The organism is Mesorhizobium sp. f-mel (genome assembly GCF_053850215.1).
In genome coordinates, this window is the sequence record NZ_JBSPTO010000017.1 from 1 (window position 1) to 16,709 (window position 16,709).

Here is a 16,709-nt window from a genome sequence, read left to right on the forward strand (position 1 = left end):
AGGACATCGAATCTGATTTGCGCAAACTTGGGAATCCAGATTCAGTCAAAAGGCGAAGCGCTCTAGCTCCTCACCTTCTGAGATACAGCCATAGGGTCGTCGGCGCCAGGATCGCGGTCAGCGCTACCGGCGCGATCAGGGCGAGGACGACCTGACTGAGTATCGCCCCGCCACCCATCAGCCCGCGCAGCGCCGTCGTCATCAGCGACACTGGATTGACTTCGACGAAAGCCCGCAGCCAGTCCGGCATGGTTCCGGGGTCGACCATGATGTTGGAGGCGAAGACGAGAGGGAACAGGAAAGTAAAGCCGAGCGTCATCACGGTGGTTGGCGTGCGGATCAGCAGGCCGAGCACGATGAATACCCAGCCCATGCCGAACCCGATGGCGATCAGCATGGCGAAGGCGGCAAGCACGCCGGGGATGCCTGCCTCAGGCCGGTAGCCGAGGATCAGCCCGATGGTGAGAATGATCGAGGCGGCAATCAAATGGCGCAGGATGTCGCCCACCATCAGGCCGGCGAACGGAGACAGCGACCAGATCGGCAACGATCGGAAGCGGTCAAACAAGCCCTTGCCGAGATCGGTCGACAATCCCATGCCCGAATAGACTGCGTTAAACACCACGGTCTGAACCAGGATGCCGGGTAGGAAGAACTGCAGGTATTCGCCAGGCGAACCGGCGAGCGCACCGCCGAAGACGAAGGTGAAGAGCAGCGTGAACATGATCGGAGTCATCACCAGATCGAAGAGCTGCTCTGGCACATGCTTGAATTTCAGCACAGCGCGCCATCCGAAGACGAGCGCGTTGGAAAGGGCTGATGGGGTTCTAGGTCGGGCGACGCTTTGCAGCCGCTGAAGGGATGTCGTGTCGATCATGGCTTGTCGCCTTCCTTGCGGCTTTCACCCAGGCCCGGCTGGCCCGTCAGCGCGAAGAAGACCTCCTCGAGGCTGGGCTGGCCCATGGAGAAATCCGACAGCTCGATGCCGCTGGTAACCAGATCGGCCAGCGCCTCGTTGGCGGCCTGCGCTGTGCCGGCAAGGACGGAGAGTTCCGCGCCTTCGGCACTGCGTTGGACAGGGTGCTCCAGCCGGCGTTCCAGAATGGTCGCCGCTTCGTCCAGCCGAGCGACATCGGCGAGCGCGACATGGAGAAAGCCGGAGCCGGTGGCCGCCTTCAGTTCGCGGCTGGTACCCTCGGCGATCTTCCTGCCGTGGTCGATGACGGCGATGCGCGCTGCGAGTTGATCGGCCTCTTCGAGATATTGCGTGGTGAGCAGGATGGTGACGCCGGCCTCGGCGAGGCCGCGGATCATGCCCCAGACATCCTTGCGGGCGTTCGGATCGAGGCCTGTGGTCGGCTCGTCAAGGAACAGCACGCCCGGCGTGACGACCAGCGAGGCGGCTATGTCGAGCCGCCTTCGCATGCCACCTGAATAATCCCTCACCTGCTTCGTCGCCGCTTCGGACAAGCCGAAAGCCGCGAGCAAATCGTCCGCACGAGCTTTCGCGGCGCGACCGCGAAAACCCCAGAGTCGGGCGAGCAGGACGAGGTTCTCCCGGCCCGTCAAGTCCTCGTCGAGCGAAGCGAACTGCCCGGTCATCGCGATTGCCGCGCGGACCTCATGCGGGGCCTGCACGAGATCGTGCCCCATCACGGTCGCGGAGCCGGCGTCGGGGCGGGACAGCGTCGCGAGCATCCGCATCAGCGTTGTCTTGCCGGCGCCGTTCGGGCCCAAGATGGCGAAAATCATGCCGCGCGGCACATCGAGATTGATACCATCGACCGCGCGCAGCTTGCCGAATGTCTTGACCAGGCCGCGAGCGGAAATGGCTGACTGGGCAAGGCCCATAGAAGGCACACCCTTAGGAGAAGTATCGTTCATGCAATCATCACGCTAGAGGCTCCGACCATCTACCTGGCCGCCGAGGCTGAAGAGCCGGTCAGATCATATGTCGGACGGTCTCTACTCATTTCGGGGTTTTCACTCGATCACGGCGCAGGCCTGACGATTTCCGGCATCACCTGCAGGCTGGCTTTTGTAGTCGTCCTGTCCGCCGTGGATCATCAATGCCTTGCCTCGTATGGCCGTATCTCCACCATCCAGCTTGACCACGCTGTTGAAAGCCTGGGAACGCAAAACGCCGTCGGGGCCGACTCGCTGATTTGGCATATCGCCCGCGTGCGGGCCTTTCCCGGTGAGGTATCCATGTTCGGCATTCGTCGGATTGAAGTGCCCACCGGCCGAGGCATGGCCGGTGTGATGGTCGCACTTCCCGGTTTCGTGAATATGGAATGCGACCCATTCACCCGCCGGCAGTCCTGTTACCTCCAACGCTATCAGCACGCCGTGCGCCGTCTCGGTCAGCGTGGCCGTTCCGTTCTTCTCGCCAGCCATGTTGACGAATTCGGCTTTCGCGGTCGCGGTGTCCTGAGCCGCTGCAGGCATCGCGACCGCCAGCGCCAACCCTGCTGTTGCAACCAATTTTTTCATCGACTCGTCCTCCGGTTGTCCAAGGAAGCCAAACATCAAAGGGGTCTCTTCGTTCCATTTGGGAATTGAGTTTTCGTCTCCGGCACGGCCGCCAGGGAAGCGACGCCGACAACTTTTTCGATGTGCCTCAGTTTACACCCATTCGAAGAGTTGCGCGGTTTGCCAGCCCGCCAGCAGTATGATGAGAATGCCAACGAGCCTGAGAAGCGTCTTTTCTGCGATTGACTTCACTACCCATCCCGCAATCGGCGCTGCGACTACGCCGCCAAGGATCAAGCCGGCGACAGAGAGTAGATTTTCCGTTAGCTCTCCTGCCTCCTCCCAGTGGCCCGTTAGCACCGCAAACAAGAAGGTCAGAGACACCGAGAGCGTGATGAGGAACTCGCTGGCATTTACCGTACCAATAACGTAGCGGGGCGTCCCGCCAAAACCAAGAAGGCCCGTCGTTACGATGGGTCCCCATCCGCCACCCCCTGCCGCATCGAGAAATCCACCACCAAGTCCAAGGGGAGGTACCGCGCTTGCAGGGACCGGATTGCTTGGGATACGCCGGAAGGAACGGAACAGGAGCCAAGCTCCGACGAGTGCAAGGTATGTGGTCACATATGGCTTCATGATCGCTCCCTCAAACGAGGTGAGCACAAAAGCGCCGAGAACGCCGCCGAGAACGCCAAACGGCATCAGGCGCCAGAAAAGCTTCCAGTCGATATTGCGGTGATAGAGGTGAGCCGAACCCGAGGCCGCAGTGGTAAACAGCTCAGCCGCGTGAACTGAAGCCGAAGCGTGTGCAGGAGACACGCCAAACCCCAGTAATGTTGTCGAGCAAATCACGCCGTAGGCCATGCCGAGAGCCCCGTCCACAGCTTGAGCTACAAACCCTACGAGCGCAAAAAGAATGAACTCTTGCATTTGGCTCTCCAACAAAGCGCGAGTCGTAATTGCCGAAAAGACAATTCACCAAACGCCTCGCATCGACAATGGTGACGACGAACGGGAAATTGTCCACTCGATCGACGCCTTTCCTGTACCTTCAGTCATTCAGCCTCTTAGGATATCGAGAGCGATCTCTCGAATTGGATGTTCGGGTAGCCGCACCTCCTCTGACCTGAGGTTTCACGGGTCGGGTACGGGTCGGGCGCAGACTTGCAGCTCCACCCCATATCTGTTTAATTGCCGCCATCCACAGGGGTGCTCCGTATCGTCGGGGCTGAGAGATGGGCTGCAAGCCCGTAAACCCTAGAGCTGATCTGGATAATACCAGCGGAGCGAGGCGGGCGATGTTTTCTGACGTACAGATTTCTCTTTATCCGAGGACCGGCGATTTCGTCGGTGTCGACATCTCCGCGCTCGATGCGCTCGACCCTTGTCGCGATCAGTTGCGCATGGGCACAGGCGATATTTCGACGCTGCCGGTCGGCCGGCTCCAGGGCCATGTCACGACCGAGCTTACGGTTTCGGCCAACAGCCCGGCCCCGCGCTGATCTTTTCGCGCCAGACAGGTCTCGCATGTCCCAATCTTTCTCCGCCGCGCCGCGAATCGCAGCCTTGTTCGCCAAGATCGGACCGGCCTTGCTATCTGTCGGCACGCTGGTTTTGGCTTGGGAGCTCTATGCGCGCATCTCGGGCATCTCGCCCACCACGCTGCCCGCGCCGTCACGCATTCTCGCCCAGGCCATCCTGCAGCGCCAGGCGCTGTTCGACAACACCGTGCCGACCATCAGTGCCACATTGGTGGGCTTCGCCTGCTCGCTGGCCGTTGCCTTCCTTCTTTCGATGCTGATCGATTTCTTCAAACCGCTGCGCCGCGCCCTGTTCCCGGTCTTCATCATTAGCCAGACGCTGCCGCTGGTGGCGATCGCCCCGCTGGTCATTCTCTGGTTCGGCTTCGGGCTGACGCCGAAGATCATGCTGGTCGCCCTCGTGACTTTCTTTCCCATGCTGGTCGCGCTGGTGCAGGGTTACGAATCGACGGATCGGGACATCTCGGCGCTTCTGAGTTCGATGGGCGCTTCCCGCATGCGCATTTTCCTGCTGGCCCGCCTGCCCTCCTCGCTGCCCTATTTCTTCGCCGGGCTGCGTATCTCGATCACCTACGCCGTGGTGGGCGCCATCTTCGCGGAATATGCCGGCGCGGCCAAAGGGCTCGGCATCTACATGCTCAACGCCAAAAACAATTTCCGGCCCGATCTCGTGCTCGCAGCCGTGCTGATCAGCGCCTTGCTCACGCTAGCCCTGTTTGCCGCCACGGTGCTGATCCAGCGCGCCGCCATGCCATGGGAGCGGCTCGATGCCGCACGAAAATCATGAGCAGACGGCTGGAGCTGCGCCAAGTCAGCAAGCGTTTTGGCGACATTGACGTGCTTGCCGGCATCACGCTGCATGTCGAGCCGGGCGAATTCGTTTCAATCCTCGGCCCCTCCGGAGCCGGCAAATCCACGATCTTCAGATTGCTGACGGGCGGTCTCGAAGGCTACGGCGGCGGTGTCGACTTCGACGGGCGGCCATTGGCCGACGCGCGCCGACCGTTTGCCTTCATGCCGCAGCACGATGCCCTGATGCCTTGGCGCACGGTTATCGACAACACCGCGCTCGGTTTGGAAGTGCAAGGCATGTCCCGCAAGGCGGCGCGCGACAAGGTGGCGCCGCTCTTCGGCGAATTCGGCCTTGCGGGCTTCGAGCAAAGGTATCCGGCGCAGCTCTCGGGCGGAATGCGCCAGCGCGCCGCGCTGTTGCGTACCGTCGTGCAGGACCGCGCCATGCTGTTGCTCGACGAACCGTTCGGCGCACTCGACGCCCTCACGCGCACCGGCATGCAGCGCTGGCTTCCGATGATGTGGGACCGACACCGCTGGACCGTCCTGCTGATCACCCACGACGTGCGCGAGGCAGTCTTCCTGTCCGACCGCATCTATGTGCTGAGCAGCCGCCCCGCCCGCGTGCTGCGCGAAATCGCCATACCTCTTCCGCGCCCGCGCACGGATCTTGTCTCGCCGGAAGCCAGCGCCATCGAAGCCGACATCCTCGATACCCTGCTCGATCCACAGCCCGCCCAAAGGACATGACCATGCTTTCCAGACGCCTCTTCATCGCTGCCGCATTGATCTCCGGGCTCGGACCCGTCACGTCCGTCCGCGCCCAGCAGACTGTCACCGTCGCACTAGACTGGACGCCGAACACAAACCATGTCGGGCTATATGTCGCCCAGGCGAAAGGCTTCTACGCCGAGGCCGGGCTCGACGTGCAGATCCTGCCCTACAGCGACACTGCGGCCGGTACGCTGATCGCCAACCGCGTGGCTGATTTCGGTATATTGGGATCCATAGGATTGTTCACCCAACGCACCGCCGGCGCCGACCTCGTCGCCACCTACGCCATCATGCAGACAGAAACCGGCAGGCTGGTGTTCAATGCCGACCGCGCCGATATACAGTCCCCAAGGGACCTGGACGGCCTAACCTATGGCGGTTTCGGCAGCGCCTGGGAGAATGCGCTGATCGGCACCATTATCCGCCATGATGGCGGCGAGGGCAAATTCGAAACGGTGACGCTGGGCACCTCCGCCTATGAGGCCTTGGCCAATGGCGCAGTCGATTTTACGCTCGAAGTCTATACTTGGGAGGGGATCAAAGCGGAACTTGACGGCAAGGCCCAACGCGCCTTCCGCTACGCCGATTACGGCGTGCCCGACCAACACACCAATTTCATTGGCTCGAGCCGGGCCTACCTCGAAAAGAACAAGGACACGGCAACTGGGTTCATCGCCGCGACCAGGCGCGGCTATGCCTTCGCCGTCGAACATCCGCAAGAAGCGGCTGATATCCTGATCGCAGCAAACAGCGACGTGCTGACCGACCGTCCGCTGATCGAAGCATCCCTGAAGGCGCTGGTCGACGGCCACTATCTGCAAAGCCCCACCGGCGCGATCGGCACAATCGATCCAGCAAAGATGGAGGCGATCGGCGGCTACCTGTTCAAGGCCGGCGCCCTGCGCGACAGCGATGGAAACCTGATCGGCGAACCCCTCGATTTCGCGGCCTATTACAGCAACGCCTATATAGCCGGCGAAAAATGAGCCCGCCGCTGTGCATATATCTCAATGCCGTGATCTTTAGCCTCGGCAGTCACGGGGCCGGTTGGCGCATACCCGAAAAGCGACCCGCTTGCCTCGACTAGCCTCGACTATTGGGTCGACCAGCAAAGCTTCATCGACGACGTGATGCCTTTGCTGGAGCGTTCGGAAGTTTTCGACGCTGGGGGTGAGCGCACCCTTCGCGAGCGATACGGCCTGCCAAGTCTTTAGGTCTAGGATCGAACAGGGGCGCGTGGCGGTGCTTACTCACGACTAGGCCCGGCTCCGGACTGACGTGATGGCTTCGTGTAGCGCTTTGGCGTCAGTTCCGCCCCGGGTTGGCCGTTCAACCGTTTCTTGAGGATGTCAATGAGGCTGATGGTGACCGCGATCACCGCAGGGCCGAGGACGAGTCCGGATGCTCCAAAGAGGACGATGCCACCGACCGCGCCGATAAAGGCCATCACTGTGTGGAGCCGCAACCGGCTCCCGACAAGCATCGGATAGAGCAGATTGTCGATGCCGGCGACGACGCCGCCGCCCCAGATGGTCAGGATCGCTGCGCTTGCCCAAGACCCTTCCAGTGCGAGATAGATCGCTGCCGGCACCCAGATCACGAATGCGCCGAGCACTGGCACGATGGCAAGAAGTCCCATTACCAGGCCCCAGAAGACCGGCGTGGGCAGGCCGAGCCACCAGAACATCAGGCCGCCCAGCGTTCCCTGCACAGCGGCGACAAAAACGGTGCCTATCAGGATCGCATGTACCGTCTCGGCAAAGCGCGACAGCATGTATGCCGTCTCCGGTGCACGCAGGGGCGAGAGACGCTCGATCCCCCGCAGGGCGGATTCACGGTCCCGCAGAAAATAGAACAGCAGATAGAATGTCAGCACGAACATCACGGCCTGATTGATCGAGCCGCGCAATAGCGATGTGCTTTGTCCCGTCAGCCATTGTACAAATGCGGCGACCGTGCCGGCCGGATCGAGTTGGTTCTCAACCCACTGGGCAACCGCCGAAAGCCTGGGATAGCCCGACACGAAGGCATCTGTGTTCCAACCCCGGATGACCTCCTCCAGATAAGTGGCGCCGTTTACCGCCTCGCGAACAAGCTGCTGTGCCACGAAGATGAGCGGCAGGCCGACTGCAACCGCCGCGATGCTGACTGACATCAGTGCAGCCAGGTTTTGGTTCCTGAGCCTTTCCTCGACCCGTCGATGAGCCGGATACAGGACGATTGCCAACACCAGCGCCCACGTCAATGCGGGCAAAAAAGGCAACGCCAAGAGATAGCAGACATACAGACCGATCGCCGTCGCGGCCACGATGCCGAGCAATCTCATTTGTTTCATATCGGGCATCTGTTTCAGGTCGGGCACCTCTCGCCGTCTCGCAAACCAAGCGAGCCTAGTGGATTTCCCGACAAAATGGCAGCTCCCGTTGCCGCACCGCTACGGCTAGGCCGCTGTGGAATATGACGACAATGGCACGGACATTTTCTCGCTCATTGGGCTGATTATACCGACTGGGCACCCGTGCCCGATGCCAGCACCGCGGCCTGCCCGGTCGTGGATGCTCTGACCTACGGCGGTTCTACAGCTCGCTCGCGAACTCGCAGCTTCACAGGACCAATAGAAAAAAGGCCGGACTGTTAAAGTCCGGCCAGGCATGAAGGTTTAAAACCTCCAGAGGGGAACGCGCCGGACGCAATGGGAGGAAAACATCCGACGCAATGCGTATATGGGCCGCCTCGGGTGACGTTTCAACGAGATGTGGTGGGCCACATCAGCCGCTCCATAGAGCCACATCCGAAGATTCATCGTCACGGTCTGCGGCAGCTTCGATTGCCGCTGACCAACAGGCGCGCATGCCGCGCGACCTCGCTACCGGCGCTCTACAGATTCCGCCAGATGGCGAGGGCACGGGAAAGGCCGGCGTAGCTCGCCATCCTTGATGCGGCTTTCGGAGACTGTTTTGGATCTCCCGGAAGCCGCTGAACGGCGACCGAGATAAATCGTGGCAGCTATTGGCGTAGCCGCCCCGACAAGGGTCTCACCAGCCTAGTCGATGTCGAAGGATACGCCTTGGGCCAGCGGCAGCGCCTTGGAATAGTTCACCGTGTTGGTGGCGCGCCGCATGTAGGCCTTCCAGGCGTCGGAGCCCGACTCGCGGCCGCCGCCGGTCTCCTTCTCGCCACCGAAGGCACCACCGATCTCGGCCCCCGATGTGCCTATGTTGACGTTGGCGATGCCGCAGTCGGACCCGTCGACGCCGAGGAAGCGCTCGGATTCCTGCAGGTCGCGGGTGAAGATCGACGACGACAGCCCCGCTCCGACCGCGTTGTGCTCGTCGAGCACGGCGTCGAAATCCGAGTACTTCATCACATAGAGGATCGGCGCGAAGGTCTCTTCCGTCACCGGCGAGACCTGCTTGGGCATCTCGACCAGCGCCGGACGAACGTAATAGGCGTCGGGATGGCCATTGTCGACCCGCGTGCCGCCGGTCACCTTGCCGTCGTGAGCGGCGGCTTCCTTCAACGCGTTCTGCATGCTGTCGAAGGCTGCCTTGTCGATCAACGGTCCGACCAGCGCGGATGTCTCCAGCGGATTGCCGACCGAGACGCTTTCATAGGCCTTCTTGAGGCGCGGAACAAAGGCATCATAGATGCTCTCATGCACGAACAGGCGCCGCAGCGTCGTGCAGCGCTGCCCGGCCGTGCCCATGGCGCCGAACGCAATGGCGCGCAAGGCCATGTCGAGATCGGCCGTCGGGCAGACGATGCCGGCATTATTGCCGCCGAGCTCCAGCACAGCGCGCGCAAAGCGTTTTGCCAGCCGCGGACCGACATCCCTGCCCATGCGGGTCGAGCCGGTGGCCGAGACCAGCGGCACCTTGGGATGGTCGACCAGAATTTCGCCGACGGCGCGATCGCCGATCAGCACCGACGTCAAACCTTCCGGAGCATCGCCGAAACGCTCTGCCGCACGCTTGAAGATCGCCTCGCAGGCGAGCGCCGTCAGCGGCGTCTTTTCCGAGGGCTTCCACACCACAGCGTCGCCGCAGACCAGCGCAAGCGCCGCGTTCCACGACCACACCGCGACCGGGAAGTTGAAGGCCGAAATCACGCCGACGACGCCCAGCGGGTGCCAGGTTTCCATCATGCGATGACCGGGCCGCTCGGTGGCGATGGTCAGGCCGTAGAGCTGGCGCGACAGGCCGACGGCGAAATCGCAGATGTCGATCATTTCCTGGACTTCGCCGAGCCCTTCGGACGGAATCTTGCCGACCTCGATCGACACCAGCCGGCCAAGCTCGGCCTTGTGCGCGCGCAGTTCCTCGCCAAGCAGCCGCACCAGCTCGCCGCGCTTCGGTGCCGGCACCAGACGCCAGGCCTGGAAGGCCTGGTGGGCGGCATCGATGGTCTTTGCCGCACCGGCCGGCGAGATCGTCTTCAGCGCGGCGATCTGCTCGCCTGTCACCGGGCTGCGCACGATAAGATCGCCGCCCGAAAGCGCGTCCTCAGCGACACCCAGTTTCGCCAGTAACCCGGCTGTTTCCTTCGCAATCGTCATTTTCTTTCCCTTTCAGATCCCGTCGCCCATAATGCATGTCGCCCAAAAGTGCACAGCGGTTTTGGGACAACGACATGCATAAAACAAACTTGCCAAAGCCTTGTGCCATGCCGTCCCTGTACCGATCGGCACATCAGGAGCTGTCATGGCGTGGCATTACTCGTTTCAGGGAAAAATCGCCACCCCGGCATGGTCTAAGCCAAGGTCAGACCGTTGAACCAGTGACTCGTTCAGCGCGCTGTCTGCGCGGTTCCCCGCGCGGTGCCTTCCTTCATCAGGCGGTCGATATGCATGCGGATATGGGCGGCCTCGGCTGCCGTGTTGGCAAGAGCGATGGCACGGTCGAAGGCGATGCGCGCCTCCTCGCCACGACCAAGCTGCATCAGCAGGCCGCCTTTGAGGCCGAAGAAATGGAAATAGCCGGAAAGCCTTTGCTCCAATGGCTCGATCATGGCAAGTGCCGCTTCCGGCCCGCGCACCTTGGCGACCGCGACGGCGCGATTGAGCGTCACCACCGGCGACGGCTGCATCTGCTCGAGCAAGCTGTAGAGCAGGTCGATCTCGTTCCAGTCCGTATCCTCGGGCTTCGCCGCCCGCGCATGCAGGGCGGCGATCGCCGCCTGCACCTGGTAGGGACCGGGCTTCTGGTGGCGCAGCGCCTTGTCGACCAGCGCCAGCCCCTCGTCGATCATCTTGCGGCTCCACAGGCTTCGATCCTGGTCTTCGAGCAGCACGATCTCGCCATTCTCGTCGAAACGCGCCGGCGCACGCGCATGCTGGAGAAGCAAAAGCGCCGTCAGGCCCATGATCTCCGGCTCGGTCTGGAACAGCCTAAGCAGCAGCCTGGCCAGCCGGATTGCTTCTTCGCAGAGCGGCGCGCGGGCCGGTGCCTCGCCGCTGTTGGTCGAATAGCCTTCGTTGAAGATCAGGTAGACCATGGCAGCGACGGCGGCCAGTCGTTCGGACCGCTCAACCGCACCCGGCGTCTCGAACGGCACGCCGGCATCGGCGATGCGCGCCTTGGCACGGGTGATGCGCTGCTCCATGGCGCTTTCACCGACGAGGAAGGCGCGGGCAATCTGCTTGACGGTCAGGCCTGAAACGATGCGCAACGCCACGGCGATCTGCTGCGTCGCCGGCAGGTCGGGATGGCAGCAGATGAACAGCAGCCGCAATATGTCATCGCGGTAGTGCGCGCCGTCCAGCCGTTCGGCGATGTCGGTCTCGGCATCTTCCAGGTCGGAGATCTGGTCCTCTTCCGGCAGCGGCGCCTGCTTGGCACGTTTGCGCACCGCGTCGATGCCGCTGTTGCGGCCGACGAAGATCAGCCAGGCTGCCGGATCGCGCGGCGGGCCGTTTGTCGGCCAGTTCTTCAGAGCTCGCAGGCAAGCGTCCTGGAAGGCTTCCTCCGCCGCATCGAGATCGCGGAAGTAGCGCAGCAGCGCGCCCATCGCCTGGGGGCGGGCAGTGCTGATCGCCGTGCTGATCCAGGTAAGGTCGGTCATGCGGAAACCTTGGCGGGATTGAAGAGCGAAACCGGCCGTATCTCGTAGGAGCCGCCGCTCGGGTTGACCTCGGAAAGTTCACGCGCAAAGTCGACGGCCTCCTCGAGATCGGCGCATTCGAGCGTGTAGAAGCCGAGGAACTGTTCCTTGGTTTCGGCAAATGGTCCGTCGATGACGATCGCTTCGCCTTTGACCTTTCTTAGGGTGGTCGCAGCGGTTGTCGGCAGCAGCCGCGCGACCGGGCCGAGCCGGCCCGCCTGAGCGTATTTTTCCTGCACGCCCAGGAGTTTTTTCATGACAGCGTCATCTTGCTCTTTGCTCCAGGAGCAGACGACGTCTTCGGAGGCATAGCAGAGGATCGCGTAAAGCATGGGTCGTCCTTTTCTCTGTCAAAGGACGAAACACTAGGGCCTATCCCGACATGACGTCGACAAAAAATTACGTCCTGCACGGATCACGAAAGCCTGCGGCGGCTCCGTTCGGTTCAGCTCCCCTGCGCCTTCAGCCATCTCAGTACGAGAGCCTCTTCGTCGTCAAGACCGGGCATCGATCGTTTCCGCTTGTTCGCATCCGCTATTTCGCTGAGCAGCCGTCCTTCGGACCAGGCATCGAAAACTTGCGGGTGGATGTAACATCTGCGGCAGATGGCGCGGGTGTTGCCCAGCCGCTCGGCGACCTTGTCGATGAGGCCGTTCATCACCCGCTTCTGTTGTGCCCGGCTTTCCGGTCGTTCGGTTTGCGCAAACAGTGACGCAGCATGGATAGTACCGCCCCAGGTTCGGAAGTGCTTGGAGCTGAAATCCGCCCCTGCCGTCTCCCTGATGTAGCGGTTGACGTCGTCGGATCGGATCGGTCGCCTGCTTCCGTCGTCGTCGAGATACTGGAACAGCTTCTGACCCGGCAGATCCTGCGCCCCGCGCACGATCCTGGCGATCCGGCGATCGACGAGCTTCAGCTTCCATTCCTTGCCGGACTTGCCTTTGAAAGCGAAACGCAGGCTCGAGCCATTGATGTCGACATGGCGGTCGCGCAGCGTGGTCAGCCCAAAGCTGTTGTTGTCGCGAGCGTAGGCGGCATTGCCGACGCGGATCATCGTGTTGTCGAGCAGCCAGACCACAGCGGCGACAACGCGTTCCAGCGGCAGGCCGTGACGGCGCAGATCGGCATCGATCTGGCGTCGCAGCTCAGGCAGGCTTTCTGCAAAGGCAACCAGGCTCGAATATTTGACGCCGTCACGCTCCTCCGCCCATAGCGCATGATACCGATATTGCTTGCGTCCGCGCTGATCACGGCCTGTCGCCTGGATGTGACCGTCAGCATCCGGCGAGATCCACACATCCGTCCACGCCGGTGGAATGGCGAGCGCCCTGATGCGGGCCATAGTGTCGTCGTCGACACCCTGCCCGTCAGGCCCTTTATATGAGAATCCCTTGCCAGCCCTGAGACGCCGGATACCGGGCTCGGCGTCGGTGAGGTAGGTAAGCGAGGCTCGATCGGCAGAGGCTTGCGACCCATTTGTCGGCGCCCCGTCTTTTGGTGCAAGCTCCTTGCCAGCCGATCGGCCGGATGGCGACCCGGATTTGTCCAACATGTCCTCTCCGCGAGAAATTTTCCCGTAGATAAGCGCCGGACCCGCCGCTGGTTCCGCGAATGGCTTTCAGAATGATGTCAGGCTCACCGCGTGTGCGTTCGAGGAGCCGTCCTCTGTCTACGTTCGGCGCCTACAAATCGAGTGCGGCCTCGCTTGCCGTTATGCCTTTTCCAGCACGACCGGAATGACGTCGACTGCTTGCTCGCCGACCTGCCCTCCGGTTGTTTTCAGGACGCCGACGATCGGCGCTACATCCGAATAGTCCCGGCCATGGCCGACGGTGATGTGGTCGTTGCTTGCCCGCATGCCATTGGTCGGATCGAACTCCTGCCAACCGGTGTCGCGCCCGCACCACACCTTGACCCAGGCATGCATGGCGTCGGCCCCTTCCAGCCGCGGTTTTCCGCGCGGCGGAATGGTGCGCAGGAACCCGCTGACATAGCCGGCGGGGACACCCAGGCCGCGCAGGCCGGCGATCATGATATGCGAAAAGTCCTGGCAGACGCCCCGCTTCAGGCCGAAGGCATCGCTTGCCCGGGTCTGCACCGTAGTCGCCTCGCCATCATAGGTGAAATCGCGGTAGACACGGTTGCACAGGTCCATGGCCGTGCTGACAGCGGAGTTGCCGGCACTGCTCCGCGCGTAGGCCGTGATCGCCGCATCGATGCCGGCATGGTCGCTGGCGGCCAGAAAGTGATGCGGTGTATCAGGCGACAGCGACCGCACCGCACCGAGTTCCTCCCTCAGCCGGCGAATGTCGGGCGACACGTCAAGCCCAGGTTCCGGCCGCGAAACCGCGACGCGCGCGCTCATCCTGATGTCGAGCGCATCGTGAACGTCGCGAAAGGCGATCGACGTGACATTGTTGCCAAAGAAATCGGAAAAATCCGAGCGTTCGCTCGGCGCCGGTGCGAAGGACAGCGAAGCGGCGATCACGCGCTGCACGCCCGATATCGTCGGCGGCAGCACGCGCACCTGATGACGGCCGCCGCCGGCCGCAGCATCGTAATCGTAACGCAGATTGAGCCTGATGTCGTAGAGCATGCCCGCCTTTATCCGAACCCGTCCCTACCCGAAATAGGATTTGGCGAGGCTGTTGTAGAGGCCGCCGATCTCGTTGGCGAGATCGGCCAGGGCCGGCGCCGTCATGTCCGATGGCTCCTTGATGGCGATCGCCGTGTTGAGCTGCAGGATCTCTTTCGCCGCCGGCGACATGTGCCCCTCGCCGCCGACAGCAGGCAACAGCGCGATTTCGGCCTTCAGCCGGTCGAGCTGGAACAGGATGGAGCGCGGGTTGAGCGGATCGAGCACCAGGAGGTCGATCACAGTGCGCCGGCCGGCCTGCACCGGATACTGCCGCCGGTGGGTCATGACGCTGTCGCCGATCTCCAGCATCATGTCGAGCGCGCCGTCCGGCGCCGCAGCCCTGGTCAGCCTGGCGAGCGTGCGGGCAATCTGGATGCCGCGTTCCAACCGCCGGCCGATCTCCAGGAAGCGCCAGCCGGTGAAGCGGTACATATTCTCATGCAGCAGGCCGGAAAACCCGGCGAGCTTGCGCAGGATGACCGTCATCGCCCGCGTCGCATCATCGCCCGGCGCCACCGTTGTGGCGAATTGATGAATGGTCTTCGACAGATCCTTCAGCGCCAGCCAGCCATCGGGCGAGAAGCGGTCGCGGATTTGTCCGGCGCTGTAGACGGCGCTGTCCAGTGTGCCGATCAGCCCCGGCGGGATCGCGGTTTCGACGTCGATGCCGAACGGTTCGAGATAATCTCTGATATCGGCAAGCAGCGGCATGTCCGGGTCGGATGCCTCGGCCAGCCGCACGTGATAGGCCCGCAGGATGCGCACCGTGTCTTCCGATCGCTCGATATAGCGGCCGAGCCATGTCAGGTTTTCCGCCGCGCGGCTGGGCAGGCTGCCCGGCAAGGTGCGGGTGAAGGTGTCGTGCTCCTGCGGCAGCAGCGTCTCGCGCTCCACCGGTCTGTCGCTGACCACCCACACATCCGCCGCCTGGCCGCCGCGCTGCATGGCGATTGCCGTCGGGTCGAGCGAAAAGCCGACGCGGGCAAAACCGCCGGGCATCACCGTCCAGCCTTCCGCGGTTCGCGCCAGATAGACGCGCAGGGCTGCTGGTCGCGGCTCCAGCCAGCCGCCGACATAGACCGGTGTGGTCGAAAGCGTCACCGCTTCCTGTCCGACGAAGTCGCCGCCGTCCCTTTCGATCCGGGCTATCAGTTCGGCCCGCTCCCCGGCAACCAGCGCCGAGCCCAGCCTCGTGGAATCGTCATCCTCGAAGGCAAGCCGCGTCGACAGCGCCGGACCGATCACCATGCGGTCGAGGTTAGCCAGCACATGGTCACGGTCCGCGTCCCGCCCGCACCACCACGTCGCGACACTCGGCAGCAGAAGCCCCTCGTTGCGCAATTCGCGCGAAATCTTCGGCAGGAAGGCGAACATCGCCCGCGTTTCCATCAGCCCGGAGCCGAGCGCGTTGACGGCTGAGACGGCTCCCCGGCGGATCGCCTCGACCAGCCCTGGCGTGCCGATCTGCGACTCCGGCCGCAACTCCAGCGGATCGGCGAAAGCGGCGTCGAGCCGTCGCCACAGCACGCTGACCGGCATAAGCCCCGAAACGGTGCGCACCATAAGCCGGCCGCCGGAGACGGTCAGATCCTCGCCTTCAAGCAACATGATGCCGAGATAGCGGGCGATATAGGCATGTTCGTAATAAGTTTCGTTGAGCGGCCCCGGTGTCAGGATGGCGACACGGCCGCCTGATACCTTGGCCATGCCGTTCAGCGCGTCGCGAAAGCGGCGGAAGAAGCCGGCAAGGCGATGCACGTGCATCTCGCCATAGATGTCGGACAGCGCACGCGTGGTTGCGACGCGGTTTTCCAGCGCAAAGCCGGCACCCGACGGCGCCTGCGTGCGGTCACCCAGCACCCACCAGCGGCCGTCCGGTCCACGGCCGAGCTCGAAGGCGCAGAAATGCAGGAAATGGCCGCTGGCCGGTCTGGTGCCGACGACCGGCCGCAAATATTCCGGGCTGGCTGCGATCAGCCCCGGCGGCAAGATGCCCTTCTCGACCAGGCGGTTCGGCCCGTAGATATCGGCGATCGTTTCCTCGAACAGCTCGGCCCGCTGGACCAGCCCGGCGCTGATCGCGGCCCATTCCTGGTCCTCGATCAGCAGCGGCACATGCGCCAGCGGCCATTCGCGCTCATTGGCGCCGGCCTTGTCGTAGACGCGGTAATAGACGCCGGCGTCGCGCAGATACTGGTCGGCGCGAGCGAAGCGCTGGGCGAGCTTTTCGGGGCCCAGTTCCTCCAGTGCCTGGATGAAGTCCTTCCAGACCGGGCGGGGATTGCCTGATGCATCGACCATCTCGTCGACGACACCGTCGATCGGCTGATAATGCTCCAGCAGGTTATGCGATCTGCCGCGTATTTTCTTGTGATTCCCCTTTGCCATGGCCG

General features: G+C 62.8%; 15 protein-coding genes and 1 riboswitch. Of the genes, 4 read left to right on the top strand and 11 right to left on the bottom strand.

All coding sequences use genetic code 11. The features are described 5' to 3' along the window. Positions 1-70: 70 nt before the first annotated feature. The 4 genes from ACWUKX_RS19975 to ACWUKX_RS19990 form a co-directional block, all read right to left on the bottom strand. Positions 71-877 (bottom strand): ABC transporter permease, encoded by an 807-nt coding sequence (locus tag ACWUKX_RS19975; protein WP_456008572.1) that lies wholly within the window; start codon positions 875-877, stop codon positions 71-73. Beyond that, complete coding sequence (locus ACWUKX_RS19980; protein ID WP_456008574.1) at positions 874-1,884, bottom strand: ATP-binding cassette domain-containing protein; 1,011 nt, start codon at positions 1,882-1,884, stop codon at positions 874-876. The genes ACWUKX_RS19975 and ACWUKX_RS19980 overlap by 4 nt, the downstream gene beginning before the upstream one ends. A 99-nt stretch (positions 1,885-1,983) precedes the next feature. Then, on the bottom strand, positions 1,984-2,493 hold the full coding sequence (locus ACWUKX_RS19985; protein ID WP_065007641.1) for a superoxide dismutase family protein: 510 nt from the start codon (positions 2,491-2,493) through the stop codon (positions 1,984-1,986). Between the two features lie 132 nt (positions 2,494-2,625). Further along, complete coding sequence (locus ACWUKX_RS19990) at positions 2,626-3,402, bottom strand: sulfite exporter TauE/SafE family protein (protein WP_456008576.1); 777 nt, start codon at positions 3,400-3,402, stop codon at positions 2,626-2,628. Positions 3,403-3,667: 265 nt separating this feature from the next. Further along, a riboswitch (TPP riboswitch) is annotated at positions 3,668-3,780 on the top strand. Here ACWUKX_RS19990 and ACWUKX_RS19995 point away from each other — a divergent pair. The 4 genes from ACWUKX_RS19995 (at position 3,771) to ACWUKX_RS20010 (ending at position 6,565) form a co-directional block, all read left to right on the top strand. Then, the gene (locus ACWUKX_RS19995; RefSeq protein ID WP_456008577.1) at positions 3,771-3,974 is read left to right on the top strand and encodes a hypothetical protein; all 204 of its coding nucleotides are present in this window, start codon (positions 3,771-3,773) and stop codon (positions 3,972-3,974) included. Its footprint overlaps the riboswitch before it by 10 nt. A 25-nt stretch (positions 3,975-3,999) precedes the next feature. Further along, on the top strand, positions 4,000-4,800 hold the full coding sequence (locus ACWUKX_RS20000; protein WP_456008578.1) for an ABC transporter permease: 801 nt from the start codon (positions 4,000-4,002) through the stop codon (positions 4,798-4,800). Then, the gene (locus tag ACWUKX_RS20005; protein ID WP_456008579.1) at positions 4,797-5,555 is read left to right on the top strand and encodes an ABC transporter ATP-binding protein; all 759 of its coding nucleotides are present in this window, start codon (positions 4,797-4,799) and stop codon (positions 5,553-5,555) included. The genes ACWUKX_RS20000 and ACWUKX_RS20005 overlap by 4 nt, the downstream gene beginning before the upstream one ends. Beyond that, positions 5,552-6,565, top strand: coding sequence for an ABC transporter substrate-binding protein (locus tag ACWUKX_RS20010; protein WP_456008581.1), 1,014 nt, complete (start codon positions 5,552-5,554; stop codon positions 6,563-6,565). The genes ACWUKX_RS20005 and ACWUKX_RS20010 overlap by 4 nt, the downstream gene beginning before the upstream one ends. A 260-nt stretch (positions 6,566-6,825) precedes the next feature. Here the strand turns inward: ACWUKX_RS20010 and ACWUKX_RS20015 are convergent, their stop codons facing one another. The 7 genes from ACWUKX_RS20015 to ACWUKX_RS20045 all read right to left on the bottom strand — a co-directional run bounded on the left by ACWUKX_RS20015 (position 6,826) and on the right by ACWUKX_RS20045 (position 16,704). Further along, entirely contained in the window at positions 6,826-7,941 is a 1,116-nt protein-coding gene (locus ACWUKX_RS20015) for an AI-2E family transporter (RefSeq protein ID WP_456008583.1), read from the bottom strand. Between the two features lie 681 nt (positions 7,942-8,622). Further along, a complete protein-coding gene (gene amaB / locus ACWUKX_RS20020; RefSeq protein ID WP_456008585.1) occupies positions 8,623-10,134 on the bottom strand; it encodes an L-piperidine-6-carboxylate dehydrogenase in 1,512 nt (503 codons plus the stop codon). 230 nt (positions 10,135-10,364) lie between these two features. After that, the gene (locus tag ACWUKX_RS20025) at positions 10,365-11,639 is read right to left on the bottom strand and encodes an RNA polymerase sigma factor (RefSeq protein WP_456008586.1); all 1,275 of its coding nucleotides are present in this window, start codon (positions 11,637-11,639) and stop codon (positions 10,365-10,367) included. Next, positions 11,636-12,010 carry a YciI family protein gene (locus tag ACWUKX_RS20030; RefSeq protein WP_456008588.1) on the bottom strand — a complete coding sequence of 125 codons (375 nt, stop codon included), beginning with the start codon at positions 12,008-12,010 and terminating at the stop codon, positions 11,636-11,638. The genes ACWUKX_RS20025 and ACWUKX_RS20030 overlap by 4 nt, the downstream gene beginning before the upstream one ends. 113 nt (positions 12,011-12,123) lie before the next feature. Next, entirely contained in the window at positions 12,124-13,230 is a 1,107-nt protein-coding gene (locus tag ACWUKX_RS20035) for a DNA topoisomerase IB (RefSeq protein WP_456008589.1), read from the bottom strand. A 159-nt stretch (positions 13,231-13,389) separates the two neighbouring features. After that, positions 13,390-14,274, bottom strand: coding sequence for a transglutaminase family protein (locus ACWUKX_RS20040; RefSeq protein ID WP_456008590.1), 885 nt, complete (start codon positions 14,272-14,274; stop codon positions 13,390-13,392). Between the two features lie 24 nt (positions 14,275-14,298). Further along, positions 14,299-16,704, bottom strand: a complete 2,406-nt coding sequence (locus tag ACWUKX_RS20045) for a circularly permuted type 2 ATP-grasp protein (protein WP_456008591.1) — start codon at positions 16,702-16,704, stop codon at positions 14,299-14,301. Positions 16,705-16,709: the final 5 nt, after the last annotated feature.